Consider the following 25,138-nt stretch of genomic DNA (forward strand, 5'->3'; position numbering starts at 1 on the left):
TTCCGATAACTACAATCCGCTAACTGTGGCCTTATCCTTCACACATCGTGCATAAAAATCCTGCAGCGGAAGACCTGCGCGTGTTCACGGCCGTGGTGCGCAAGGCCAGCTTTGGCGGCGCCGCCACCGAGCTGGGCACTTCGCCCGCCTACGTCAGCAAACGCATCCGCCTGCTGGAGCAGGACCTGCAGGTCAAGCTGCTGCACCGCACCACCCGCCGCGTGGCGGTGACGGAGGAGGGCGAGCGCGTCTTCCACTGGGCGCAGCGCATCCTGGACGACATGGAGCAGCTGATGCAGGAGGTAGCGGTGACGCGCAGCGAGCCGCGCGGGCTGTTGCGGGTGAGCAGCAGCTTTGGTTTTGGCCGGCAGATCGTGGCGCCCGCGCTGTCGCGGTTGGTGGAGCAGCACTCGGGGCTGCAGGTGCGCCTGGAAGTGTTCGACCGGCTGGTGGATGTGGCGGGCGAAGGGTTTGACCTGGACGTGCGCGTGGGCGACGAAATTGCGCCGCACCTGATCGCACGCCGCCTGGCGGACAACCACCGTGTGTTGTGCGCGGCGCCTGCCTACCTGCAGCGCAAGGGCACGCCGCGCACGGTGGCCGACCTGGCCGCGCACGACTGCCTGGTGATCAAGGAGCGTGACCATCCATTTGGCGTGTGGCGCCTGCGCAGCGGTGCGCAGGAGGAGTCGGTGAAGGTGCGTGGCCCGCTGTCGGCCAACAACGGCGAGATGGCCGTGCAGTGGGCGGTGGACGGACGTGGCGTGGTGCTGCGCTCGTTGTGGGATGTGGGCGCGCACCTGCAGACCGGGCGCCTGGTGCAGGTGTTGCCGCAGTGGCAGCAAGAAGCCAATGTGTGGGCCGTCTACCCCACGCGGCTGGAGCGCTCGGCCAAAGTGCGGGTGTGCGTGGAGTTTTTGCAGGCGCTCTTTCGCGACGGGTGGGCGTCGCGCAGCGCAAAGACCGGTGTGGGCGCAAACGCCTCGGTTTGAAGCAAAAATAGCTGCCAGCGCACGTCTCACATGCGCTGACAGCTATCAAAAAGATACCGGTCGTACCGTGGGCACGACCGCAGGGGCGATCAGCCCGCCAGTGCCGCTTTCACGGCGGCCGACACCTGGCCCATATCGGCCTTGCCCGCCAGGCGGGTCTTGACCACGCCCATGACCTTGCCCATGTCGCCAGGGCCCGATGCGCCCACCTCAGCCACGATGGCCTTCACGGCAGCCAGCGTTTCTTCGGCCGACATGCGCTCGGGCAGGTAGGCCTGCAGCACGGCCATCTCGGCCTTTTCCTTGTCGGCCAGGTCCTGGCGGCCTGCGCCCTCAAAGGCGGTGATCGAGTCCTTGCGCTGCTTGATGAGCTTGTCCACGATGGCGACCACGGCCGCGTCGTCCAGCACGATGCGCTCGTCCACTTCCTTTTGCTTCATCGCGGCCTGCAGCAGGCGGATGGTGCCCAGGCGCTCGCTGTCCTTGGCGCGCATGGCGGTTTTCATGTCTTCGGTGATCTGGTCCTTGAGGCTCATGGCGGCTTCCTTGGTTGGTTTTAGACAAGAACAGGGGTTTGCCAAAAGGCTTTCTGGCTAGGCGTCAACGCCGCAGACAGTAGTGCTGCTACGGCAAGGCGTTGCAACGACGCCAGAAAGCCTTTTGGCAAACCCCAAAAACAAAAACCCGCGCTTGGCGTCCCTAGCGCGGGTTTGTCGGCACTCCGTATCAGGACGGGGCCAAAGCGGTACTTAGTACAGCTTCTTGGGCAGTTGCATGCTGCGAACGCGCTTGTAGTGACGCTTCACGGCAGCAGCCTTCTTGCGCTTGCGCTCGGCGGTGGGCTTTTCGTAGAACTCACGGGCGCGCAGGTCGGTCAGCAGGCCGAGCTTTTCAATGGTGCGCTTGAAGCGGCGCAGTGCAACGTCAAAGGGTTCGTTTTCTTTTACGCGGATCGTAGTCATTAGCTAATGTTTTCCAAATGGTGCCTGCAGAGGGGCTTGGGGAGATCGGGCCTCAAGTCCGTACAAAGCGGTTTCCCCGTCTGTAACTAGTATTTGGCCGACGGGGCATTGCCAGCAAAGCCGGAGATTATAGCCTTTATCCACGCCCAGAGCGCAAGGATTGCCGGTCTGTCCCCGAACAGGGCGTCCAGTGGGCTGCTGACAGCCGGGCCGCACCGCAATGGCGCGGAAGTTGCTTCACGTTGTAACACTCCTATTCACCGGTGGAGAGCCCTGGCCATCCGCCCGGGCGGCCCCGCCGCAGACACCATGGCATTCATGCACCGCGTATCGGGTTGGCTGGGCCGGCTCAGTGTGGGCCGCAAGCTCATGCTCATCTATCTGCTGGACCTGACGGCGGTGATCTACGTCTCCAGCATCCTGATCCACGAAAAGTACCTGGCGATTGATTTCACGCGCAAGGAGGTGGTGGGCACGACCTACGCGGCCGTGGTGCGCGATGGGCTGATGGGGCAGTTCCTGGATGCTTCGCAGCAGCCTCCGCTGGTGGCCGACGTGCTGACCCGCCTGGACGCCGTACGGGCAGCCCACGACGAACAACTGCACACGGCCGATGTGGGGCAGCGGTTTGGCGTGGCGCTGCAGCAGCTGACGGGCCAGCCCCAAGGGGGCGCTCCAGCTGCTGATCCGCAGACGCTCACCCGGCTGCGCAGCCAGCTGCTGCGCGAGGGGCGTGAGTTGCTCACCACGGTGGGCAACCAGTCCAACCTGATCCTGGACCCGGACCTGGACAGCTACTACGTGATGTCGCTGGTGGTGCTGCGGTTTCCCGAGCTGCTGCAGGCGGTGCATGACACCGTCAGCTTCCTGAACGCGGCGCCGTCGCGGCGCGGGCCGCAGTGGTCGTCCGAGCTGCTGACGCTGGTGGGGCGGCTGGATGCGGTGATGCTGGGCATCGAGTCGGACTACAACCAGGCCTTCATTGCAGGCTCGCCCGAGATGCGGGCCGCGCTGGTGCGCCAGCGCGAGGCGCTCAAGGCGGCGCAGGAGGGCTTTCAGGCCTTGCTGCAGGGCATTGCGTCGGGCGAGTCGCGCCTGACGGTGGCGCAAGTGGGTGTGCAGGAGGCACAGGTGCTGGGCGCGCTGCGCGATGCCTGGTCGGTGGGCATTGTGGACCTGGAGCGTTTGCTGAACCAGCGCGCCGACAGCCTGTTTGCCCGCATGTGGTTGCACCTGGGCACGGCGCTGGTGCTGCTGGGCTGCATCCTTTCGCTCGTCACCCTGGTCGCGCGCCAGATCGCCAAGCCGCTGCAGCAGCTGGCGCGTGTGGCCGACGAGGTGCGCAAGAGCGGTGACCACACGCTGCGTGCGCACTGGGCCAGCCGCGACGAGATCGGCCGCCTGGTCACCGCGTTCAATGAGATGCTGTCCCAACTCGACCGCGACCGCGTGCTGCAGCAGGAGCTGGCCGCCAGCGCCCGTGCGGCCGAGGCGCAGCGTGAACTGGTGGAGGCCTTCCCCATCCCCATGGTGGTCACGTCGATTCCCGAGCACGAGGTGCTGCACTCCAACGCACCCGCAGCCCACTGGCTGGGGGGCCGCAAGACCGACCCATGGGCCGTGGGGCTGGAGCCCGGCGTGCGCGCGCGCTTCTTCCAGCGCCTGGCGGACCAGGGCTCGGTCGATGAATTTGAAGTGCGCTGGAAGGGCAGCCCCGAGCCTTCGTGGGCCGTGCTGTCGGCGCGGCGCCTGCAGTTCCAGGGGCGCGACTCGGTGCTCACGGCCTTCACGCCCATCAACGTGCTCAAGGTGATGGAGCAGCGCCTGGAGCTCTGGGCCAAGGTGTTCGAGGCCTCGTCCGAGGGCATCATCATCATGAACGCCGAGCAGCAGATCATCAGCGTGAACAAGGCGTTCTGCCGCAGCACGCACTACGACTTCTACGAGGTCATTGGCGAAGACCTGGGCTTTCTGCTGGAAGAGGCGGGCGCCGAGCCGCTGTCGGTGCAGATCCAGCGCACCATGCTCGACAAGGAGTCGTGGCAGGGCGAGGTGCGGTTTCGCCGCCGCTCGGGCGAGACCTACCCGGCCTGGCTCATGGTGTCGGCTGTGCGCGAGGGCAAGGGCGGTGCGGTGGCCAACCACATCGGCATTGCCATCGACATCACCGACCGCAAGCTCAACGAGGAGCGCATCCAGTTCCTGGCGCACCACGATGTGCTCACCGAGCTGCCCAACCGATCACTGTGCGTGCAGCGCCTGCAGATGGCGCTGGCGCAGGCGCCCATCACGGGTGAAAAGGTCGCGGTGCTGTTCATCGACCTGGACCGCTTCAAGGCCATCAACGACACGCTGGGCCACCACATTGGCGATGGCCTGCTGCGCTCGGTGGCCGCGCGCCTCACGCAGGCCGTGCGCAGCCGCGACACCGTGAGCCGCCTGGGCGGCGACGAGTTTGTGGTGGTGATGCGCGACGTGGCCGGGCGCGAGGATGTGCAGCAGCTGGTGGAGCGGCGGCTGATCCCGCTCATCCGCCAGAGCCACCCGGTGGAGGGGCATGAACTCAATGTGTCCTGCAGCGTGGGCATCGCCGTGTACCCCGAGGATGGCAGCGACATTGACGAACTCATGCGCCGCGCCGACGCCGCCATGTACGAGGCCAAGACCACCGGCCGCGACATGGCGCTGTTCTATTCCATGGAGACCGACCAGCGTGCGGTGGCCCGCCAGACCATGGAGCAGCAACTTCGCCGCGCGCTGGAGCGCCACGAGCTGAGCCTGCACTACCAGCCCCGCCTGAGCGCCCAGGGCACCCAGCTGCTGGGCGTGGAGGCACTGCTGCGCTGGACCAGCCCGGTGCTGGGCTCCATCCCTCCCAGCGAGTTCATCCCCATCGCCGAAGAGACCGGCATGATCCGCGCCATTGGCAGCTGGGTGTTGCAGCAAGCCTGCGAGCAGTGGGTGCGCTGGCAGCAGCTGGCGCTGGAGGCGGGCCCGGGCGATGCCTTGATGCCACACCCGCTGGCCCGGGTGTCGATCTCGGTCAACCTCTCGGCCGCGCAGATGTCCGACCCCGCGTTGGTCACCGACATCGAGGCACTGCTGCTGCGCACCGGCATGCCGGCGCACCGGCTGGAGCTGGAGATCACCGAGTCCCAGCTCATGGACAACGCCCATGCGGCTGAGCAGCAACTGGCGGCGCTCAAGGCGCTGGGTGTGCAACTGTCCATCGACGACTTTGGCACCGGGTATTCCAGCCTGGCCTACCTCAAGCGCTTTGACATCGACCGCCTCAAGGTGGACAAGTCCTTTGTGCGCGACATGCTCGCCAACCCTGCCGACATGGCCATCACCCGCGCCATCATCGCGCTGGGCCACACGCTGGGCCTGCGCATCGTGGCCGAGGGCGTGGAAGACCTGGCCACGGCCCAGGTGCTGAGTGCGCTCGATTGCGAGGAGCTGCAGGGCTACCACTTCAGCCGGCCGCTGCCGGTGCCGGAGCTGGAGGCCTGGGCCCGACAGCATTGCGGATTGTTGACGCGAGAGGCAGCGGCAGCGTAACGGTCAAGCGGGCGCTGCGCACGCGCGGGACGCCGGGCAAGGGCCGCCCCGCAGAGAGGGCGTCGTCCGCCTGCCCGCGCAGCGTAGCGAGAGCAGGGGGAAGGCCCGTAGGGCCTCAGGGGGGTGTCACTGCCAGCGCCTGCGCACAGGCATGCGCGCTGGCCCAGGCCCACTGAAAGTTGTAGCCGCCCAGCCAGCCTGTCACGTCCACCACCTCGCCAATGAAGTACAGGCCGGGCTGCGTCTTGCACTCCATGGTCTGCTGCGACAGCGCGCGCGTGTCCACGCCGCCCAGCGTTACCTCGGCTTTCTTGTAGCCCTCGGTGCCCGTGGGCGTCAGCTCCCAGCGCGCCAGCTGCTCCGCCAGGCGCGCCAGGGCCTTGTCAGATGCCTCGTTGATGGGGCGCTGCCAATCAGCCTCGCGGCCGGCCCAGGCGTCGGCCAGGCGGCTGGGCACCAAGGTGGCCAGCTCGTTGGCAACCAGCTTGCGCGAGCGGGCCTTGCCCTGCGCCAGCGCAGCGGGCAGGTCCACCGTGGGCGCCAGGTTGATGGCCAGGGGCGTGCCCTCCTGCCAGTAGCTGGAGATCTGCAGCACCGCGGGGCCCGACAGGCCCCGGTGGGTGAACAGCAGGTCTTCGTCAAACGCCATGCGGGTTTTCTTGGCCCCTGTGCTGATCTGCACCGGCAGCGCCAGCCCCGCCAGCTGCGCATACGGCGCCCAGCCCGCGCCGTCAAAGGTCAGCGGCACCAGGCCCGGCTTGCGCTCGATGAGCGGGATGCTGAACTGCTGCGCGAGCCGGTAGCCAAAGTCGGTGGCGCCGATCTTGGGGATGGACAAGCCGCCGGTGGCAATGACCAGCGCACCCGCCGACACCGGCCCACGATCAGTATCAATTTGATAGCTGCCCCGGCATGATTCACTAGCGCTTGATGCCAAAAAGTCTATTTTTTTGACGCTACAGGGCTGCCAGCGGGTCACGCCACCCGCCTCGCACTCGGCCAGCAGCATGGCAATGATGTCCTCGGCCGAGCGGTCGGCAAACAGCTGGCCCTTGTGCTTTTCATGAAACGGGATGCCGTGCTTTTGCACCAGCGCAATGAAGTCGGCGGGCGTGTAGCGCGACAGCGCCGAGCGGCAGAACTGCGGGTTCTGCCCCACAAAGTGTTTGTGCGGCGCGGCCGGGTCCAGGTCGCGGTTGGTGAAGTTGCAGCGCCCGCCGCCCGAGATGCGGATCTTTTCGGCCACCTTGTCGGCATGGTCGATGAGCAAGACCTTCAGGCCCCGCTGGCCCGCCTGGCCCGCGCAGAACAGGCCGGCAGCGCCGGCGCCGATGATGATGGCGTCAAAAAATGGAGTCGTCGGCACTTCGTTCGGATGCGTGGGGCGCAAAAAGAGGCTGATTGTGCCGCCATTGCTTGTGGCAGTGCTCTGGCCAAGGGAGCTGATGGGTACGTGCCGCATTGGGAGTGTTTCTGTTGGTAACGAATCGGCAGCCGTGGCTTTTCTCTGCTGTGACGCACCAATAATGGGCGATCGATCAAAGGAGAACCTGTGGACATGACGTCTCGATTCGATATCCAAGTACAGGCCATCACGCGCCGCCGATTTGGTCAATGGGGCCTGGCAGCAGCAGCCTCCGGCGTAGCCGGCTGTGGCGGTGGAGGGGGGGGAGAGCCCATCGTGGAGCCGCCCGCCAAAGCCGGCACACTGGAAATAGTGGCTGGCGCCTTGGGCGGTGGCGGATTTGCAATCAGCAAGGGCGAAATGGTGCGGCTACCCGCAGAGCTGACGGGACTGAGCTTCGATAGCAAGCGCGATCTTCAGTTTGTTGGGGTGTATGGCCGGGACAGTCGTGTGGGGCGCAGAACCCATGATGGTGTGTCTTCGTTTGCTCCAACGTATCCCCACTATTTCACTGGCCATCTGTTTGACGCCATGGACCGTTACCTTGTGACGACGGGTGGCGGAAGCGTGCACTATTTGCAGGGGGAAACGCCCGTACTCTTGGCGGGAGGCGGGACCAACACCGGTTTGGTGGATGGAGTGGGCGCGAGCGCTTCTCTTTTCTACTTTGACTCACCCTTGCTGGCCCGAGATGGGCTTGTGTACTTCATTGACCAAGATCCCCAGAAGGGCTTCCAACCCATGTTGCGTACCCTTGGGACGGATGGCACGGTGAAGACCTTGTTGCCGCTGCCCCGGGGTAGCCTGCTGCTCGAGTCCGCTACGGGCGGCGTGCGGCGTCATACCAAGTTCGCGGGCGACCCGTATGAGTGGGCTGATCTGGTGCTTGTAGGCGGTGAGTATCAATGGCGCGTCCTTCCCAACCAGTGGCCTTTTGATCATTGGACTCCCTTGATGAAAGTCCAGCGGGACCAGGATGTGTATTGGGCGCTGACTGAGGGGCTGGGAACGCGGGAATGGGTCATCGCACACATCGATTTGTCGGGCGTCACGCCATCGGGAGTATGGAAGCTACGGGGGCGCAAAGTAACGGTTGTTCGAGAGCCGTCGAACACGGCTCCGGGCGCTTTGTTTGTTGCATGCAGCGATCCACTTGAGGGTGGGACGGAGGTTGTGGCGTGCAGGTTGGAGATGCCGACGACGGCGGTCTCTCGATGGCTGGGAGCGCCAGCCAATGCAGGCGAGGTGGACGGACAGAGCCAAGCACGGTTCAGCTTTGTCAGGGGTGTCGAGGCGTTGCCTGACGGGGCTGGCGGTTTGATCTTGTTGGAGAACCAGCGAGGCAACTCGTCGGAGGCTGCACCTGCACCGGCCCTCCGGTCGGTCAGCGCCTCGGGCCAGGTGAGCACATGGTCGTTGGAGCCTCGTGGGAACCGCATGGCCATCGCCTATGGGCATCTGATCGCTTATGACACCCAGAACCGCGCTTTGATTCGGACTTCTACGAATGGCCAGTCCGCGTGGCAGACCTGGGTCAGCTCCAGCTATTTCGCGTCTGGAGGGAGGCATGATCCTGGCGTGCAAGTTTTACGTACCGATACGACGGGGCTGCTGTGGTTTGCCACGCGCTATTCGCCACAACCTGGCGATGGCGATGCGTACTTCGGTAGGGCCAATGGGAATGCGCTGGTTGGCGCGATCGATGCCAATGGGCAGGTGAAGATTGTTGCAGGGGATCCGCAGGCTCTCTACACACCTCAGAGCTATCCTCCGCTGGCGCAGCGCCCCTGGTACATGGACATTGCTGACATGGCCTTTGAGGGCGGCACTGCGCAGGTGTCGTGGGTGTTGTGCAACCGTGTGGAGCTGGATGGCGCCACCAACTTTGTGCGGTTCCATCCCGAGCTGGTGCGCATCGACACCCAGGGGATCCAGAGATTCGCGTTGTCATTGGAAATAGACCGAAATTTGCCAATTTCCGAGGCACCCTTCAAGCAAATCTGCGTTCTGCCCGGTCGGCCCGGCGAGGTGTTTCTTTCCAGCGCCTGCGGCGTGCATCGGTGGACGCAGGCCAAAGGGCTGGAACTGCTGGCCGGCCAGGCCGAGTTCACGCCCGGCGGCGTCTTGCTTGGGCAGTTGCCGGCAGGACTGAACCTGGTGAAGTTCCTGGCCCCCGGGGTTGACCGGCGTAGCCTGTATGTGGGTAGCGAAAACAGTGTGCTGAAGCTGGTGCTACCTGATTAACCCGCGTTGCAGGCCGTTCGTCACGCACTGGCAGCGAGCATCGACAGGTGTTACCAACGGCCGGACGCGGAAGGTTTAGTTTTCACCTAAAACGCTGCGCGCAAGGTCACGCTCAGATTGCGCGGGTCGGCATAGTTGCCGTAGTCCAGGTTGGCCCAGTACTTCTGGTTGGTCACGTTGTTCACGGCCACCGTCGCGCTGACCTTGGGGTTGAACTGCCAGGACGCGCGCAGGTTGAGGATGGCCTTGGGCGACTGCTTCACCGTCACCGTGCCGCTGGGGTGCGGGATGTTGAAGCCCTCGATGGCGCTTTGCCAGGTCAGGTTGCCGCCCACCGACAGCGGCGCCAGCGCGCCCGACAGCTGGTAGTCCGTGCCCAGTTGCAGCAGGTAGTCGGGCATGTTGGCGTAGATCAGGTCGGTGGGGGCACGCGTGACCTTGGCGCGGGTCAGGCCAGCACTCACGCGCCATTGCCGGGTGGCCATGCCTGCGAACTCCAGCTCGAAGCCGGTGGACTTCGTGCCGTTCACGGCCACGTAGGGCAGGCTGCCGTCGGGCAGCGGGGTGGTGATGGCACTGTCGCGCACGCCGAAGTTGTCCTGCTTGGTCTGGAACACCGCAAAGTGCGCCTGGATGCGGCGCTCGAACAGCTCGGCCTTGAGGCCAGCCTCGGCATTGCTGCCGATGACGGGCGACAGCGGATTGTTGTTGCGGTCCTTGTAGTTCTGCGGGTTGAAGATGCGCGCGTAGCTGGCGTAGGCCGACAGGGTGGGCGTGATGTCGTACACCGCGCCGATGAAGGGCGTGACCTTGCGGTTCTCGTCCTGGATGGCCGAGCGGCCTGCATAGCTGCCGGTGGTGCCATAGGTGTCGGAGTGGCGGTGCCAGTCGGTCAGGCGCAGGCCGGTGAGCACCGACAGCGGGTCGGCCAAGCGCCAGCGTGCCGAGGCGAACAGGCCCGTCTGCTGCGTGATCTGTGTGCGCCAGGCGCCGGTCTTGGAGTACGTGGGCGCAGGTGCGTTGCCGTCCCAGGTGTAGATGTTGGGGATCACATAGCTCCAGCCCGCCACGGACGTGTAGTCATCGGTGCGCGTGGCGGTGCGGGTGGAGCTCATGCCCACCACCAGGTCGTGCTTGCGGCCACCCAGCTCGAACTTGCCTGACAGGTAGGCGTCTACCGTGTCCTGCTTTTCGCTGCTGCCGCTCACGGCGGCATACAGCGTGGTGCCCGCGCCGGTGACCGGGTTGATGAATGGGGCCTGGCCGGTGGTGGCGCCATAGCCGTAGGTGCTCAGGCGGAAGGTGTCGCCCTCGGTGTGGTTCAGCGCGGCCTTCAGGCTCCAGTCGTCGTTGATCTGGTGGTCCAGCGTGGCATAGAGCGTGCCCGAGGTGCGCTCCCAGCGCGTCCAGGGCGGCGAGAAGCTGGTGGAGATCGGCAGGTCGATGGGCGCGCCCGTGGTGGCAAAGCGCGGGATGGTGCCCCAGATCGGCGCCTTGGGGTCGTTGGACTGGCGCTGGTAGCCCAGCGACACCACGGTGGCGGTGCCGATGTCGGCCTCCACCGCGGCGAGCAGGGCGGTCTTGTCCTCGGAGTAGCGGTCGCGGAAGCTGTCTTTCTTCTGCGGGGCCACGACCAGGCGGCTGCGCACGCTACCGTCGCTGTTGAGCGGTGCGTTGATGTCCAGCTCGCCCCGGTACAGGTTCCACGACCCGGCGGTGAGCGCCACAGACGCCGCGAACTCGCGCTGTGGGCGCTTGCGGATCATGTTGATGGTGGCCGAAGGCACGCCCACACCGGTCTGGATGCCGTTGGCGCCGCGCACGATGTCGATGCGCTCGTACAGCGCGGTGTCGAACTCCTGGTTGGTGCTGCTGCTGTAGCTGGGCAGGCCGTCGGTCTGGAAGTCGGTGATCTGGAAGCCGCGCGCGTAGTACAGCGGGCGCTGCGTGTCGTAGAAGCTCACGGCAATGCCGTTCACATTGCGCAGCACGGCGTCGATGCTGGTGAGCGACTGGCGCTCGATCTGCGCGCGCGTCACCATGCTGACGGACTGCGGCGTTTCACGCGGGGTGAGCTGGAGGCGGGTGGATGCGCTCTCGCGCGCACCCGACACGGTGACGCTGTCCAGCGCCTTGGGCTCCACGACCTGGTCGGCGCTGGTTGCGCCTGAGAGGGAGGTTTCGGCGGCGGGCGCTGGTGGCTCGGCTGCGGTCTGGGCGCTGGCGGTGCCCGCTAGGTTGGCTGCAAGGAAGGCGGCCACGGCCAGAGGATGGAGGGCACAGACAAGGTGTCTGCGGGGTGCGTGCATGAAAGGGCTCCTGGGGGAAATGCGATGACAGGCTGGCTGGCAACGCTTCTCCGACGGGACGCACGGCTGGCTGGGATTTGTAAAATTTTAAATACAAATGGGAATTATTCGCAAAAATGCATCCACTGTGGCATCCAAGGTGCGGGTTTTTGTTGTTCTGGCGGCACAACGCACCGGGTGGGACGCAGCCCGCTGCACCCGGTAGCCAGAGTGATGCCTTTGCGCGGCGCTGTGGTGGTCACTGCGGCACGGCCACGCTGTGTGCCATGTCCTGCAGGCCCGCTGGCGCCGAAGCCGCCAGCGACTGCTGATGCGGCGCTTACTGCCTGTACACCCCGCCCGTGCCCACCACCGCAATGTCCACATAGTTGGACCCGTGGTGGTTCTGCGGGCTGAACTGGTAGCTGAAGCCGCCCAGGTCCAGATTGCCCAGGCCCTCCATGGCAGTGACCAGGCTGGCGCGCGTGACGCCAGGCCCCGCAGCGCGCAGGCCTTCAATGAGCACGCGCGCGTCCATGTAGCCGGTGTAGCGGTCGTAGTCCACGGGCTTGTCGTAGCGCTTCATGGAGGCCTGAAAGTCGCGCGTGAGCGCAATGGTGGGCTTGGTGGGCGAGGGGCCCGTTCGCGCCACCGCCAGGCCACGCGCATCGTCGCCCAGCGCCTTGAGCACAGCGGTGCCTGCGCCCAGCGACAGGGTGTAGATGGGCACGCCCAGGTGAGCCCGGTTGGCCCGCACATAGGCCACTACCGACGGGCCTGCCGCCACCAGCAGCACGGCCTGCGGCTTTTGTGTGGCCAGGGCCTTGGCGGCTTCGTTCGCGTCTTCACCCGACGAGGCCAGCGCATGCGACCCCGCCAGCGTAGCGCCCTCGGCGGCAACCGTTTTTTCGACCAGGGGCAGCAGCAGTTTGCCGAAGTCATTGTTTTCGTAGGCCACAGCAATGCGCGAGGTCTGCACGGCCACCAGGTTGCGCACGATCTTCACCAGTTCGTCGGCATAGCTGGCGCGGGTGGTGAAGAGGTAGGGGTGCTGCTGCGCGCGGACGGCGGGACTGCCGGTGTACACGGAGATCAGCGGCAGTTTGGCCTGCGCCAGGTAGGGCAGCAGCGTCATGACCTGCGAGGTGCCGGCCACGCCAAACAGTGCCAGCACGCCGTCTTTTTCGCTCAGCTGCTTGGCGTTGTCCAGCGCACGGCGGGCGTCAAAACCATCGTCCAGCGACACCAGCCGGATCTTGCGGCCACCGATGCCGCCCTTGGCGTTGGCGTCTTCCACGGCGGCCTCCTGTCCCTCGTGGATGGGCGACAAAAACGGCGCCATGCCGCCTGACAGTGCGGTTGAGCGGCCGATGAGGATGTCTCCCTTGCCGCCGCCGGCGGGCTGTGCGCGGGCGGGCAGGCCAGCCAGGGCCGCGCTACCGGCCAGCGCAAGGACCAGGCTGCGGCGGCGCGCCAGGGGTAGCCCCTGGTCGGCGGGCCATGCATTTGCATTCGGGGTCTTCATCACACAGCATCTCCAGCAAAAAAACCGATTCAAAGGGCTGCGAGGCCCCGAAGAGCGGCGATGGTAGGAGGGCGCTGTGCCCCGCACGCACCGGGTTTCTACCGGGGGCGCGTCATCTTAGGGACATGTGTCTATCCACCCACGGCTCTGACGGCACCCGCGCAAGACGGTGCGATTCGCCCCGCCCCATGCGGCGCGGTAGCATGTGGCATGGACCTGCCGAGGACAACACCATGACTTTGATCCGCTACGCCCTCTGTGCCCTGGCGCTGGGCTGCCTGGCCCCCGCCTGGGCCATCAACAAGTGCACGGACGCCAATGGCAAGGTGTCGTTCCAGGACGCGCCTTGTGCGGGCGAGGGCGAGAAGATCGACGTGCGCCCCACCACCCGTGGCGCCACCCCGGTGCAGCCACCCGTAGCGCCTTTGGCCGAGGGCGCGTTTGGCCCCACCTGGCAGCGCAAGAACTACCTGCAGACCCAGGGCATCCCCCAGGCGCGCGCCGCTATCGAGCGCAACCAGCGTGAATGCACAGCCCAGCCCAATGCCGTGGCCACGGCAGGGCCGCTGCGGCGCGGCAACCTGCCGTCGGGCAACCAGTTTGTGCAGGAGGGTGCGGAAAAGGCCGCCGATGCCAAAGCCGCGTGTGAAGAACGGACCGAGGCCTTGCGCGAGCAACTGCGGGTGCTGGAGCGAGAGCTGGCGGCGATGCCCTAGCCCTGCAGCTGAGGAGTCCTCATCCCTTCCAGGTGAACGGAAACTTGAACTGCTTCACAAAGCCGTTGGGCACGTAGTCGCCCAGCACGCCATAGTGCTCGGGCCAGAGCTTGGTGCTTTTGACGGCGGTGCCAAACAGGTAGTCCAGAAACGCGAAGTGCGCGGCGTAGTTCTTGTCCAGCGCCTCCTGGTCCTGGCTGTGGTGCCAGTGGTGGAAGTTGGGCGTGACCAGCACGTAGCGCAGCGGCCCAAGTCGCACGCTCACATTGGCGTGGTTGAACACGGCCTGGAAGCCCACCACCACGATGTATGCGTCGATCACTTCCTTGCTGAAGCCCAGCACATAGATGGGGGCCAGCACCAGCGTGCGGGTGATCAGCAGCTCCAGGATGTGCTGGCGCGAGCCCGCCATCCAGTCCATGCTTTTGACGCTGTGGTGCACGGCGTGCAGGCGCCACAGCAGGGGCACCTCGTGGTAGGCGCGGTGGGTCCAGTACTGCACCAGGTCGGCCACCAGGATGATGAGGAACAGTGCCACCCAGAAGTTCAGCCCCTGCACCCAGCCGCGAATGCCGTCGCTGGCCGCCCAGCCAAAGAACTTGTGCACGATGAGGTTGGTGGCCAGCAGCACAAAACCCACCACCATGTGGTTGACGATGAAGTGGTGAAAGTCCGTCTGCCACTCGGCGCGGAAGATGGGCTGGTCTTTGCGCAGCGCAAACAGCTTCTCGATGAAGATGAAGATCAGCGAGCTGCCCAGCAGGTCCAGGATGAACCAGTCGAGGCCGATATAGGGGGTGTTGTCGGGGAAGTTCGGGTCCACCTCCACCTTGTGGCCGCCCAGCAGCGCGGCAATGGCCACGATGGCAAACGCGAAGGTGGCCAGCCAGCGGGCGCGGTTGAACAGGATGTTGACCAACGAGATGCCGCCCGCAATTGCCATGGCCACCAGCATGATGTTGCGTATCACCGCCACGTCGTAGCTCTTGCGCAGCTGCGGCGTGGTGAGGTACTCGGGGAAGTGAAAGGCCAACACGCCCAGAAGGCACAGGATGGCCAGCGTGAGTGCAATCACGCCCGACACCAGCCCTTTGCCGGTGCGCAATGCGCCGTGGCTTTCGGTGAATTCGTTGAGTTTTTCTAGTTCGATCATCGGTTCCTCCTCGCACCCGGTCAGCAGGTGCTGCGCGAGTGTAGCGAAGCTGCCACCCGCAGTGCACCGGGCTCAACTTGCACGCGACGCAGCACACGCAGCTTTCTAAAATCGCTGCATGAACATCCCTTCACACCAACTCAGCATGACCGTGCTCATGTCGCCAGACATGGCCAACTTTTCGGGCAACGTGCACGGCGGCGCCATCCTCAAGCTGCTGGACCAGGTGGCGTACTCGTGCGCCAGCCGCTATTCGGGCTGCTACACCGTGACGCTGAGCGTGGACCAGGTGATGTTTTTGCAGCCCATCCATGTGGGCGAGCTGGTGACCTTTCTGGCCAGCGTGAACTACACGGGCAGCTCGTCGATGGAAGTCGGCATCAAGGTGGTGGCCGAAGAGATCCGTTCGCAGGTGGTGCGGCATGTGAACAGCTGCTTCTTCACCATGGTGGCGGTGGATGAGGCGCGCAAGCCCGTGCAGGTGCCGGCACTGTCGCCTTCCACCCCCGACGAACGCCGCCGCTGGGACGCTGCGGTGATCCGCAAGACGCTGCGCAAGGAACTGGCACAGCAGTTTCAGCAAGTGCGAGAAACCGCCGGGCAGTAACCCGTTGAGTGGGCGCCTTGAATGGACGCCTTCGAAGGCCTTGGGCGCATCGCCCCGGGCCTTTTCTCTGCCCCTCACGCTGTGCTGCTCAGGCCGCGTTGCGGCTGCGTCCGGCCAATGACACCGCCTGCAGGGACAGGCCGTCAATTTCGTTGGTGATGCCTGACAGCACATTGGCCACCACCGCAAACTCGCGCCCGTGCTGCCCGGCACGCGCTGCCATCACCTGGGCGTTGAAGCTGACCACCTTGGCCTCGCGTGCCACGGTCTGGATCGAGGCCACGATGCCGGCCAGCTCTTTCATCAGGGTTTCGGACTGCGCCTTGCTCACCTGGTCGAACGCGGTGGTGGCCGCGTTGAGTGCGTCGAGCACACCGTCGGTGGTTTCGACCAGCCTAGCCAGGGCGTCTTCCACGCGCGGGCTCTGGCGCTCGGCCAGGTCCAGCGCCGTGCCCACCTGCTGGGCAAACGCGTCGATGGTGGCGCCCACGCCCAGGGGGCCGTGGTAGGCCTTGCGGATGATTTCGCCGCTGACGGCATCGAGGTGGCGGGGCGTGTCGACCAGCCGGGCCTGGCTGTCGGTGAACAGCGTGAGCGAGCTGCGCGCGGCCTTCAGGTGCAGGTCGCTGCCGCGCGCGGCCAGCACGGTTTGCAGCACCATGCGCTGCGACAGCATGCGCTGGCGCGCTGCAAGATTGACGAGCGACATACCCCCATCGCGCGATGGAGCCTGTGCAGGGGACGACAGCGTGGGCATGCTGGAAGTGCGTGCGGGGAGGGGGAAGGCTGCCATGGTGTTCCTTGTGCGTGTTGCATTCAGATGCATGTCGTCAAGCAATACCCGGGCCAATGTGTGTACAGCCGCGTGACCCAATGCGGTGCTGTGTAGCGGGAGGCCAGGCTTGATCAAACACGCGGCTGCGCAGCGCGTGGGCGTGCCCTGAAGCACATTGGTTTGCGCTCGCGCACGGTGCATCTCCGACCTGCGCAGCGCGCAATCGGGACTGTGGAATTGTGGGGGTCGTTGTGTGTGCTCAGCCCGCGCGCCGGGCCTGCAACGGCACTGCGCCAGCGTCCTGCACTGCCAGTGCGACACCACGCACCACATCGCCCACCACAATCACCGAGGGGCTGGCCAGCCCTTCGCGGGTGATGGTGGCGTGCAGCGCGCCCAGGGTGGTGATGGCATGCCGCTGGTGCGGCAGGCTGGCGTGCTGGATGACGGCGACCGGTGTGTCGGCAGGCAGGCCGGTGAGCAGTTCTTGCTCAATGGTGGCGGCGCCGCTCACACCCATGTAGATGACCAGCGTGAGCTTGGCGTCGCGCGCCGTGGCGGCCAGTTGGCGCCAGTCGGTGCCCGCGTCACCGGGCTTGGCGTGGCCGGTGACAAACACCACGCCGTGGGCATGCTCACGGTGCGTGAGCGGTGCGCCCAGCGAGGTCAGGCCCGCCAGGCCTGCGGTGATGCCGTTGATGACGGTGACCTGCACACCGGCGGCACGCAGGTGCTCCACCTCTTCGCCACCCCGGCCGAAGATGAAGGGGTCGCCGCCCTTGAGGCGCACCACGTTCTCGCCTTCGTTCACGGCCATCAGCATCAGCTTTTCGATGAAGGCCTGTGGCGTGCTTTTGCAGCCGCCGCGCTTGCCCACGTAGACGATGCGCGCCGTGGGCGATGCGTGCTCCACGATGGCATCGCTCACCAGGTCATCCACCAGCAGCACGGTGGCCGCCTGGATGGCCTTGAGCGCCTTGAGGGTGAGCAACTCCGGGTCGCCCGGGCCTGCGCCCACCAACGTGCAGCTGCCGCCGGTGCCCAGGTGGGGTGGGGCTGTGGGCGATGTGGTGGAAGGCGTGGGGCGGCTCATGGGGATGTCTCCGAAACGGTTTGATCGACCAGTCGCAAGATATGTTCCACCTGCCGTTCAATGGCGTGTGGAATGGGCAAATCGCCCGCCAGCACCTGGCGTGTGTAGGCGGCTGTGGTGGCCACATCGATCTCGGCGGGCAGACCGGGCACCTCGCTGGCCGTGCCCGGTTGTTGTGCCTCCAGCACCGTATGCACGCCGTGCACAAAGCCGTCGTAGCGGGGGGTGCGGCGTGGGTCGGTGGCGACCTCGCCCTCCAGCCCGCGCGAGAGCAAGGCGTTCATCCCCAGGGTGCGGAAGGTGCTCTGCAGCATCTCGAAATATTCGGGGTGTGTGTACGCCGTGACCACCACCGACGGCCCCGCGCACGGGCTCATCAGCTTGACCACACTGTGCCCTGGGTTGCGCAGGCCCACCACCTCGCGCACGGCCAGCAGGCGTGCCAGCCCTGCGTGCAGGTGCTGGGTGTGGATATGGCGGACTGTGCCATTTGCTATCTTTTCAGGAGCTATCAGGGCAGGTACTTCTAGCGCATTGAGCACATCCGATGCCAAAACGCGCCGCGCCTCGGTGCGCATGCCGTGCAGCAGTACGGGCAACCCTTCACGGGCCAGCAGCAGCGCCAGCAGCGGCGTCAGCACCGGCAGCTTGCGTGCGCCGTTGTAGCTGGGCAGCACGATTAGCGGGCGGTCGGTGGCGGGCAGCAACGCCAGGCGCTGGTGGGTGGCGTCCAGAAAGCCGCACATCTCTTCGGACGTCTCGCCCTTGATGCGCATGGCCAGGCAGAAGGCGCCAATCTCCAGATCGGTCACGGCACCGTCCAGCACCTGGCCGAACAGGTCCGTGGCCTGCTCGCGCGTCAGCGGCTTGGCGCCGCGCGCGCCGCGGCCGATTTCCTTGATGTACTGGCTAATGCCCATGGTCTGTGTTGGCGGGATGGGTGAAACAGGGCTCCAGCGTCGTTATCTCGGCTTGCCGTACGCAAGTACTGTCTGCGCCGCGATGCCTAGCTGGAGCCCTGTTGCACCCATCCTGATGCTGTGGGGTGTTGGTGCGCTATTTTCCTTGAGCTCAGACAACTTTTGGTTATATGACGGCCTGCGCGAACGGTTTGGATGCCAGCGGTCCCGTGGATCTCACCATTCGCTTGAGTTCGGGCACGCACGAGCCGCAGTTGGTGCCGCAGCGCAGTTGGCCTTGCAGTTGCGCCAGGCGGTCGTCGTCAGTGCCATGGCAGTGCGCCAGTTGGGCGGTGATGGCGGCGTCTGTCACGTTGAAGCAGGTGCACACCGGTTTGCCGCGCGACTGCACGGCCACGGGGGCCTTGGCGCCGGGCACCAGCAGCAGGCGGCCGTAGGTCTGTGTAGGAAGCTCTTCCTGCAGCAGGGTCTTGAGCCAGCCTTCGGCGCTGGTGTCGCCAGCGAGCACGATGCCTTCGAGCGTGGTGTTGTCGCCCTGGCGGGCCAGCCGTGCGGCGCGGCGCTGGCCGCGTTTTTTGTCGGCATAACGCAGCGTGTCGGCGCCTGCCATGCCCAGCAGGGCTTCGATCTGTGCGATCAACGCATCGGGCGGTGCCTCGTGGGCGGCGGCGCGCAGCAGCACGCCAGTGCGCTCGCGGCCGGGCTCATCCAGCGGGGTGTTGTTGCTGAAGGGCACGCAACTCGTGTACTGAAAATAGGGAAACTGCGCCATCAGTGCGGACAAGGTTTCGCGCGCTACCAGTGCACCTTCAGCAGGTAGCCAGGCCATGGCCAGCAGCGTCCACGGCAGTTCGGCCTTGAGCACCTTGACGGCCGCGTGTTTCAGTTCGGGCTGTTTGGAGGTGGGGCAGAACGCCGAGGTGGTGAGCGCATTCACGCCCGCCAGCCGTTCGCCGGTGGAGGACACGCCGCTCAAAAATTCACTGCCCCAGTGCATCGCCATGAACACCTGCGACAGGCCCAGCGTGGTGTCGGCCAACACGGGCACCACGATAGAGCCGCGCTTGCTGGTCACATGCACCAGGTCGCCGCTGGCCAGCTTGCGCCGCTCCATGTCCTGCGGGTGCATCTGCAGGCTGGGTTCGGCCACATGGCCAAACAGGCGGCCCAGCGTGCCGGTGCGGGTCATGCCGTGCCACTGGTCGCGCAGCCGGCCCGTGGTCAGGCTGAAGGGGTAGCGCGATTCGCGGGGCTCGGCGGTGGGTTGCCATGCATGCGCAGCAAAACGCGCGCGGCCGTCGGCGGTGGGGAACACGCCATCTTCGTACAGGCGGGCCTTGCCGGTGGTGGTGCCATCTTCCAGCGGCCACTGCTGCGGGCCTTGGGCCTCGAGCATCTCCCAGGACAGCCCCGTGATGTCCAGGTCACGCCCGCGTGTGCTCTCGCGGTGCTCCTTCCACACGGCTTCTGCGCCCATATCGGCAGCGTCTGTGGCGTAGGGGAACAGCGTGGGTGCACCAGGCCGCAGGCGTGCCTCCAGCTGGTGCGCAAACTGCACCGCAATGGCCCAGTCGTGGCGCGCCAGGCCGGGTGCGGGCACGGCAGTGCGCACGCGCGAGATGCGGCGCTCGCTGTTGGTCACCGTGCCGGTCTTTTCACCCCAGGTGGTGGCGGGCAGCAGCAGGTCGGCGTAGTTGCAGGTGGCGGCAGTGGCAAAGGCTTCTTGCACCACCACAAACTCGGCGCGCTGCAGAGCGCGGCGCACGGTGGCCTGGTCGGGCATGCTTTGCGCGGGGTTGGTGCAGGCAATCCACAGGGCCTTGATCTCGCCGTCGGCAGCGGCCTGGAACATCTCTACGGCCGTCTTGCCGGGCTTGCTGGGCACATCGGCCACGCCCCACAGCGCGGCGACTTCGGCGCGGTGCTGCGGGTTGGCCAGGTCGCGGTGGGCGCTGAGCAAATTGGCAAGGCCGCCCACTTCGCGCCCGCCCATGGCGTTGGGCTGGCCCGTCAGGCTGAAGGGGCCCGCGCCGGGTTTGCCGATCTGCGCGGTGGCCAGGTGCAGGTTGATGAGTGTGGCGTTCTTGGCCGTGCCGCTGCTGCTCTGGTTCAGGCCCTGGCAGTAGAGGCTCAGGGTGGCTTTGGAGGTGGCGAACCATTTGGCGGCGGTGGTCAGGTCGGCCACGCTGATGCCGCAGGTCTGCGCCACGCGCTCGGGCGTGGCGTCGCGCACCAGGGCCTTGAGGTCGTCAAAGCCCGTGGTGTGGGCGGCGATGTAGGCGGTGTCGACCCAGCCCTCCCACAGCATGATGTGCAGCATGCCGTTGAACAGCATCACGTCGCTGCCGGGCTGGATGGGCAGGAACAGGTCGGCCATGCCCGCCGTGTCGGTGCGGCGCGGGTCGGCCACGATGACCTTCATGCCCGGGTTGGCGGCGCGTGCGTCTTCGATGCGGCGGAACAGGATGGGGTGGGCCCAGGCCGCATTGCTGCCCACGATGAACAGGCACTGCGCGTGGTTCACGTCGTCGTAGCAGGCGGGCGGCGCGTCGGCGCCCAGCGTTTGCTTGTAGCCGGCCACAGCGCTGCTCATGCACAGGCGCGAGTTGGTGTCGATGTTGTTGGTGCCGATCAGGCCCTTGGCGAGCTTGTTGAAGACGTAGTAGTCCTCGGTGAGCAACTGGCCGCTGACGTAGAAGCCCACGGCGTCAGGGCCGTGCTGGGCGATGGTGTGGGCGAACCGGTCGGCCGCCAGCGTCAGTGCGGCATCCCAGGTCACGGGCAGGGCGGCTTCGCTGCGCTGTGCGCGTTGCAGGGGGTGCAGCAGGCGGGTTTGCAGGGTGACCGGACTGGTGGCTGTGAGGTGCAGGGTCGAGCCCTTGGTGCACAGGCGGCCAAAGTTGGCGGGGTGTGTGGGGTCGCCGCGCACACCGGTGATCTGGGTGCCTGTGCTTTCGATGATCACGCCGCAGCCTACGCCGCAGTAGGGGCAGGTGGATTTGGTTTCTTGCATGGCGTGGTTGGGGTTGTTTTGGCCTCAGGCGCTAGTGCATGTTGCGCTGTCAGCTATTGTTTTGATAGTGTTGTCGTGTCCTCGCCGGGTACGCATGCGGCGCCTGGGGCGCAACACTCTCCACCGCTCACACGCCCACCGTTCTGCGCGCAGGCCCTGCGATGGGGCGCGTCAAATCCGTGGCCACCGTCGCCAGCTCGCTCGCGTCCAGGTACACCGCGCCGTCTTCCACCTTCACGGCAAACTTCGGCGTGCAGCCCTCATCGGGCGCCGAGGCCTGGCCGTCGCACAGGCCAATGGTCCAGTTGTGCAGGGGGCACGCCACATGGGTGCCAAACACGATGCCCTGGCTCAGCGGGCCGCCCTTGTGCGGGCAGCGGTCCAGCAGCGCGAACACGCCACCGGCGTCGTTGCGGAAGATGGCCACGTCCAGGCCCTGGGGGCGCGCCACGCGGCGTGAGCCCAGCACGGGGATGTCGTCCACCCGGCAGATCAGCTTCCATTCAGGGGTTGGGTTGTTGGTGGTCATGGGAATCGTCCTTGGTGTTGTTCGGTGGGATGTCAGGGGCGCGCAGGGGGCCGTTGCAGGACAGGCCTTCAGCTGCTGCCCAGCGCTGCATACAGGCCGGTCACGCGGTCCATGCTGGCGAGCAGGTTTTCGCTGCTCACAAACACTTCAGACACCTGGCGGAAGGTGTTGTTGCTGGTGCCCAGGCGTTGCAACGCGGCGTCAAAAAACACCCACTGGCCATCGGCCAGCAGCAGCTCTTGCCGGATGCGATCGGTGGCCTGTGGGGCATTGCGCAGCAGCTCGGTGGCGCTGATGAACTCGTCACGCGCCTTGGCGATCTCGGTGGCGGCGGTGGAGGTGTCCACCCCCAGCATGGCCGACAGGCAGAACTTGGCCATGCGCTGGCTCAGCATGCGCTGGCGGCCTGCCACGTTGACCAGCTTGCCCACGGGCTTGCCCGAGGCGGCTTCGTACTGCACGGTGCCCTGGTGGGCCAGGGCCAGCACCTTGGCGTCGGCCTGCAGCAAGGCGGCAGCGCCGTCGCGCGACGGGCTGGTGCCCAGCAGCGTGGCCTTGTGGTCGGTCCAGGCCGATTCCAGCTTGGTGTAGGTGTCGCGGATGGTGGGCGAGGGCGCGTAGGCCTTGAGTTCGCCCAGCTGGCGCTCGAACAGCGCCAACGACTGGTCCAGCACGGCGCGTGCAGCAGGCGTGTCGGATTTGTGCGCCAACGCCAGCCAGGCCTTGCCCATGCGCTGGCTCAGCATGCGCTGGCGACCTGCCTTGTTGATGGCGTCGTTCAGGTCGGTGACCTGGGCCTGGGCGGTGCCCAGCGACATGATGCCCAGGGTGCTCCAGGCCGTGGTGTAGCCGGCGGCGGTCAGCAAGGTGCGGCGTTGCATGGTGTGGGGCTCCGGGCGCTTCAGGCAGCGGTCAGCGGGGCAAACTGGCGCGTGTCCACGGCTGCCTTGTCAAACTCGAACCAGGGGTCGGGCTCGCCGTCCAGCGCGAACTGCAGCTGCTCCCACAGCGCCTTGCGGCCTTCGTGGTCTTCCAGAATGCGCTTTTTCACATAGTCCAGGCCCACGCGGCTCACGTAGTGCACGGTGCGCTCCAGGTACCAGCCTTCCTGGCGGTACAGCTCGCAGAACGCGCCGGTGTACTCCAGCACTTCCTCGGCGGTTTTCAGCTTGGTGAAGAAGTGCGCCACCTCGGTCTTGATGCCGCCGTTACCGGCCACGTACATCTCCCAGCCGCTGTCCACGCCGATGATGCCCACGTCCTTGATGCCGGCTTCTGCGCAGTTGCGCGGGCAGCCCGACACTGCGAACTTGACCTTGTGCGGTGCGTACATGCGCCACATGGCGCGCTCCAGGTCCTTGCCCATCTGCGTACTGTCCTGGGTGCCCATGCGGCACCACTCGCTGCCCACGCAGGTCTTCACGGTGCGCAGTGCCTTGGCATAGGCATGGCCACTGGGCATGCCGATGTCCTTCCACACATTGACCAGGTCTTCCTTCTTCACGCCCAGCAAATCGATGCGCTGGCCGCCCGTGACCTTGATGGTGGGGATGTTGTACTTGTCGGCCGCATCGGCAATGCGGCGCAGCTCGTCGGCCGTGGTCTCTCCCCCCCACATGCGGGGGATGACGCTGTAGGTGCCATCTTTCTGGATGTTGGCGTGGCTGCGCTCGTTGATGGCGCGGCTTTGCGGGTCGTCCTTCGCGTCCTTGGGCCAGGTGCTGATGAGGTAGTAGTTGACGGCGGGGCGGCAGGATGCGCAGCCGTTGGGCGTCTTCCACTCCATGAACTTGAACACATCGCCAATGCTCAGCAGCTTGTTGGCGCGGATCGCGTCGCGCACCGCCTGGTGGCCGTGGTCGGTGCAGCCGCACATGGCCTTGGTCTTTGGCGTGGCGCTGTAGTCGCCACCGGCAGTGAACATGATGATCTGCTCGACCAGGCCCGTGCACGAGCCGCATGATGCGCTGGCCTTGGTGTGCTTGCGCACTTCATCCAGCGTGAACAGGCCCTTGTCCTTGATGGCCTTGCAGATAGCGCCCTTGGTCACGCCGTTGCAGCCGCAGACTTCGTCGGTGTCCTGCATGGCGGCGGCCTTGCTCTGGCCTTGGTGGCCGGTGTCGCCCAGGTGCGATTCGCCAAACATCAGCTTGTCGCGAATGTCGGTCACGCTGCGGCCATCGCGCAGCAGCTTGAAGTACCAGCTGCCGTCCACCGTATCGCCATAGAGGCAGGCGCCCACCAGCTTGTCGTCCTTGATGACCAGCTTCTTGTACACGCCGCCAAAGGGGTCGCTCATCACGATCTCTTCGGTGTTGTCGCCGCCCTGGAAGTCGCCCGCGCTGAACAGGTCGATGCCCGTGACCTTGAGCTTGGTGGAGGTGAGGGAGCCCTGGTAGCGGCCGATGCCGAACTCGGCCAGGTGGTTGGCCAGCACTTTGCCCTGCTCGAACAGCGGGGCCACCAGGCCATAGGCAATGCCCCGGTGTGCCGCGCATTCGCCCACGGCATAGATGCGGGCGTCGGTGGTGGTCTGCAGCGTGTCGCTCACGACGATGCCGCGGTTTACGTGCAGGCGCATCTTTTCGGCGAGCTGCGTGTTGGGGCGGATGCCCACGGCCATCACCACCAGGTCGGCTGGCACTTCGGTGCCGTCCTTGAACTTGACGCTGGCCACCCGGCCTTCGGCATTGCCCACCAGCTCCTGGGTCTGCGCACCCATCAAAAAGCGCATGCCACGGTCTTCCAGCGACTTCTGCAGCATCTTGCCCGCCACGTCATCGAGCTGGCGCTCCATCAGCGAGGGCATCACGTGCACCACGCTCACGGTCATGCCGCGCTTCATGAGGCCATTGGCGGCTTCCAGGCCCAGCAGGCCGCCGCCGATGACCACCGCGTGCTTGTACGTGGCGGCTGCGTCGATCATGGCCTGTGTGTCGGCGATGTCGCGGTAGGCCAGCACGCCTTTCAGGTCCTTGCCGGGCACGGGCAGGATGAAGGGGTTGGAGCCCGTGGCCATGATGAGGCGGTCGTACTCGGCGGTGATCACATCGCCGTCCTTGCTGCTTGCGCTCACCACGCGGCGCACGCGGTCCACATCGGTCACGGTGAAGCCGGTGTGCAGCGTGATGTGGTTGTCGGCGTACCACTGCCAGTCGTTGAGGATGATCTCGTCGATGGTCTGCTCGCCAGCCAGCACCGGCGACAGCAGAATGCGGTTGTAGTTGGGGTGCGGCTCGGCCCCGAAGACCGTGATGTCATACAGATCGGGGGCAATCTTGAGCAGCTCTTCCAGCGTGCGCACACCGGCCATGCCGTTCCCCACCATCACCAGTTTGAGCTTTTTCATCGTGAC

18 protein-coding genes are annotated in these 25,138 nt (G+C 65.8%); 5 read left to right on the plus strand and 13 right to left on the minus strand.

Translation table 11 applies throughout. The annotated features are described in order from the left end of the window. Positions 1-47: 47 nt before the first annotated feature. Complete coding sequence (locus tag C8C96_RS10960; RefSeq protein ID WP_121942333.1) at positions 48-992, plus strand: LysR substrate-binding domain-containing protein; 945 nt, start codon at positions 48-50, stop codon at positions 990-992. Between the two features lie 89 nt (positions 993-1,081). Here C8C96_RS10960 and C8C96_RS10965 read toward each other — a convergent pair whose 3' ends face one another. Then, complete coding sequence (locus tag C8C96_RS10965; protein WP_121942334.1) at positions 1,082-1,528, minus strand: GatB/YqeY domain-containing protein; 447 nt, start codon at positions 1,526-1,528, stop codon at positions 1,082-1,084. Between the two features lie 213 nt (positions 1,529-1,741). Then, positions 1,742-1,954, minus strand: coding sequence for a 30S ribosomal protein S21 (gene rpsU / locus C8C96_RS10970; protein WP_007833691.1), 213 nt, complete (start codon positions 1,952-1,954; stop codon positions 1,742-1,744). 309 nt (positions 1,955-2,263) lie between these two features. Here rpsU and C8C96_RS10975 point away from each other — a divergent pair, with 309 nt between their 5' ends. Beyond that, the gene (locus C8C96_RS10975; protein WP_121942335.1) at positions 2,264-5,515 is read left to right on the plus strand and encodes an EAL domain-containing protein; all 3,252 of its coding nucleotides are present in this window, start codon (positions 2,264-2,266) and stop codon (positions 5,513-5,515) included. Between the two features lie 115 nt (positions 5,516-5,630). On the opposite strand, the gene C8C96_RS10980 is transcribed toward C8C96_RS10975, so the two are convergent. Further along, a complete protein-coding gene (locus C8C96_RS10980; RefSeq protein WP_121943977.1) occupies positions 5,631-6,881 on the minus strand; it encodes an NAD(P)/FAD-dependent oxidoreductase in 1,251 nt (416 codons plus the stop codon). A 186-nt stretch (positions 6,882-7,067) separates the two neighbouring features. On the opposite strand from C8C96_RS10980, the gene C8C96_RS10985 reads away from it, so the two are divergent. Next, complete coding sequence (locus C8C96_RS10985) at positions 7,068-9,164, plus strand: hypothetical protein (RefSeq protein ID WP_147455663.1); 2,097 nt, start codon at positions 7,068-7,070, stop codon at positions 9,162-9,164. A gap of 86 nt (positions 9,165-9,250) precedes the next feature. Here the strand turns inward: C8C96_RS10985 and C8C96_RS10990 are convergent, their stop codons facing one another. Both C8C96_RS10990 and C8C96_RS10995 read right to left on the minus strand, forming a co-directional pair. After that, a complete protein-coding gene (locus tag C8C96_RS10990) occupies positions 9,251-11,473 on the minus strand; it encodes a TonB-dependent siderophore receptor (RefSeq protein WP_121942337.1) in 2,223 nt (740 codons plus the stop codon). 319 nt (positions 11,474-11,792) lie between these two features. Next, a complete protein-coding gene (locus C8C96_RS10995) occupies positions 11,793-12,977 on the minus strand; it encodes an ABC transporter substrate-binding protein (protein WP_121942338.1) in 1,185 nt (394 codons plus the stop codon). 233 nt (positions 12,978-13,210) lie between these two features. On the opposite strand from C8C96_RS10995, the gene C8C96_RS11000 reads away from it, so the two are divergent. Then, positions 13,211-13,693 (plus strand): DUF4124 domain-containing protein, encoded by a 483-nt coding sequence (locus C8C96_RS11000; protein ID WP_056058397.1) that lies wholly within the window; start codon positions 13,211-13,213, stop codon positions 13,691-13,693. A 19-nt stretch (positions 13,694-13,712) separates the two neighbouring features. On the opposite strand, the gene C8C96_RS11005 is transcribed toward C8C96_RS11000, so the two are convergent. Further along, positions 13,713-14,846 carry a sterol desaturase family protein gene (locus C8C96_RS11005; protein WP_056743951.1) on the minus strand — a complete coding sequence of 378 codons (1,134 nt, stop codon included), beginning with the start codon at positions 14,844-14,846 and terminating at the stop codon, positions 13,713-13,715. A gap of 118 nt (positions 14,847-14,964) precedes the next feature. Here C8C96_RS11005 and C8C96_RS11010 point away from each other — a divergent pair, with 118 nt between their 5' ends. Continuing rightward, positions 14,965-15,453 carry an acyl-CoA thioesterase gene (locus C8C96_RS11010; RefSeq protein WP_121942339.1) on the plus strand — a complete coding sequence of 163 codons (489 nt, stop codon included), beginning with the start codon at positions 14,965-14,967 and terminating at the stop codon, positions 15,451-15,453. Between the two features lie 88 nt (positions 15,454-15,541). Here C8C96_RS11010 and C8C96_RS11015 read toward each other — a convergent pair whose 3' ends face one another. The 7 genes from C8C96_RS11015 to nirB all read right to left on the minus strand — a co-directional run bounded on the left by C8C96_RS11015 (position 15,542) and on the right by nirB (position 25,132). Beyond that, positions 15,542-16,246 (minus strand): type IV pili methyl-accepting chemotaxis transducer N-terminal domain-containing protein, encoded by a 705-nt coding sequence (locus C8C96_RS11015; protein WP_121942340.1) that lies wholly within the window; start codon positions 16,244-16,246, stop codon positions 15,542-15,544. Between the two features lie 241 nt (positions 16,247-16,487). Further along, on the minus strand, positions 16,488-17,321 hold the full coding sequence (gene cobA, locus C8C96_RS11020) for a uroporphyrinogen-III C-methyltransferase (protein ID WP_099730841.1): 834 nt from the start codon (positions 17,319-17,321) through the stop codon (positions 16,488-16,490). Beyond that, a complete protein-coding gene (gene ybiB / locus C8C96_RS11025; protein WP_121942341.1) occupies positions 17,318-18,241 on the minus strand; it encodes a DNA-binding protein YbiB in 924 nt (307 codons plus the stop codon). The genes cobA and ybiB overlap by 4 nt, the downstream gene beginning before the upstream one ends. Before the next feature lie 166 nt (positions 18,242-18,407). After that, positions 18,408-21,254 carry a nitrate reductase gene (locus C8C96_RS11030; protein WP_121942342.1) on the minus strand — a complete coding sequence of 949 codons (2,847 nt, stop codon included), beginning with the start codon at positions 21,252-21,254 and terminating at the stop codon, positions 18,408-18,410. A 127-nt stretch (positions 21,255-21,381) separates the two neighbouring features. Next, the gene (gene nirD, locus C8C96_RS11035) at positions 21,382-21,783 is read right to left on the minus strand and encodes a nitrite reductase small subunit NirD (RefSeq protein ID WP_005798149.1); all 402 of its coding nucleotides are present in this window, start codon (positions 21,781-21,783) and stop codon (positions 21,382-21,384) included. Between the two features lie 68 nt (positions 21,784-21,851). Then, positions 21,852-22,664 carry a type IV pili methyl-accepting chemotaxis transducer N-terminal domain-containing protein gene (locus C8C96_RS11040; protein ID WP_121942343.1) on the minus strand — a complete coding sequence of 271 codons (813 nt, stop codon included), beginning with the start codon at positions 22,662-22,664 and terminating at the stop codon, positions 21,852-21,854. A gap of 20 nt (positions 22,665-22,684) precedes the next feature. Continuing rightward, positions 22,685-25,132 carry a nitrite reductase large subunit NirB gene (nirB, locus tag C8C96_RS11045; RefSeq protein WP_121942344.1) on the minus strand — a complete coding sequence of 816 codons (2,448 nt, stop codon included), beginning with the start codon at positions 25,130-25,132 and terminating at the stop codon, positions 22,685-22,687. Positions 25,133-25,138 lie beyond the last annotated feature (6 nt).

Source organism: Acidovorax sp. 100 (assembly GCF_003688355.1).
GTDB lineage: Bacteria > Pseudomonadota > Gammaproteobacteria > Burkholderiales > Burkholderiaceae_C > Acidovorax > Acidovorax delafieldii.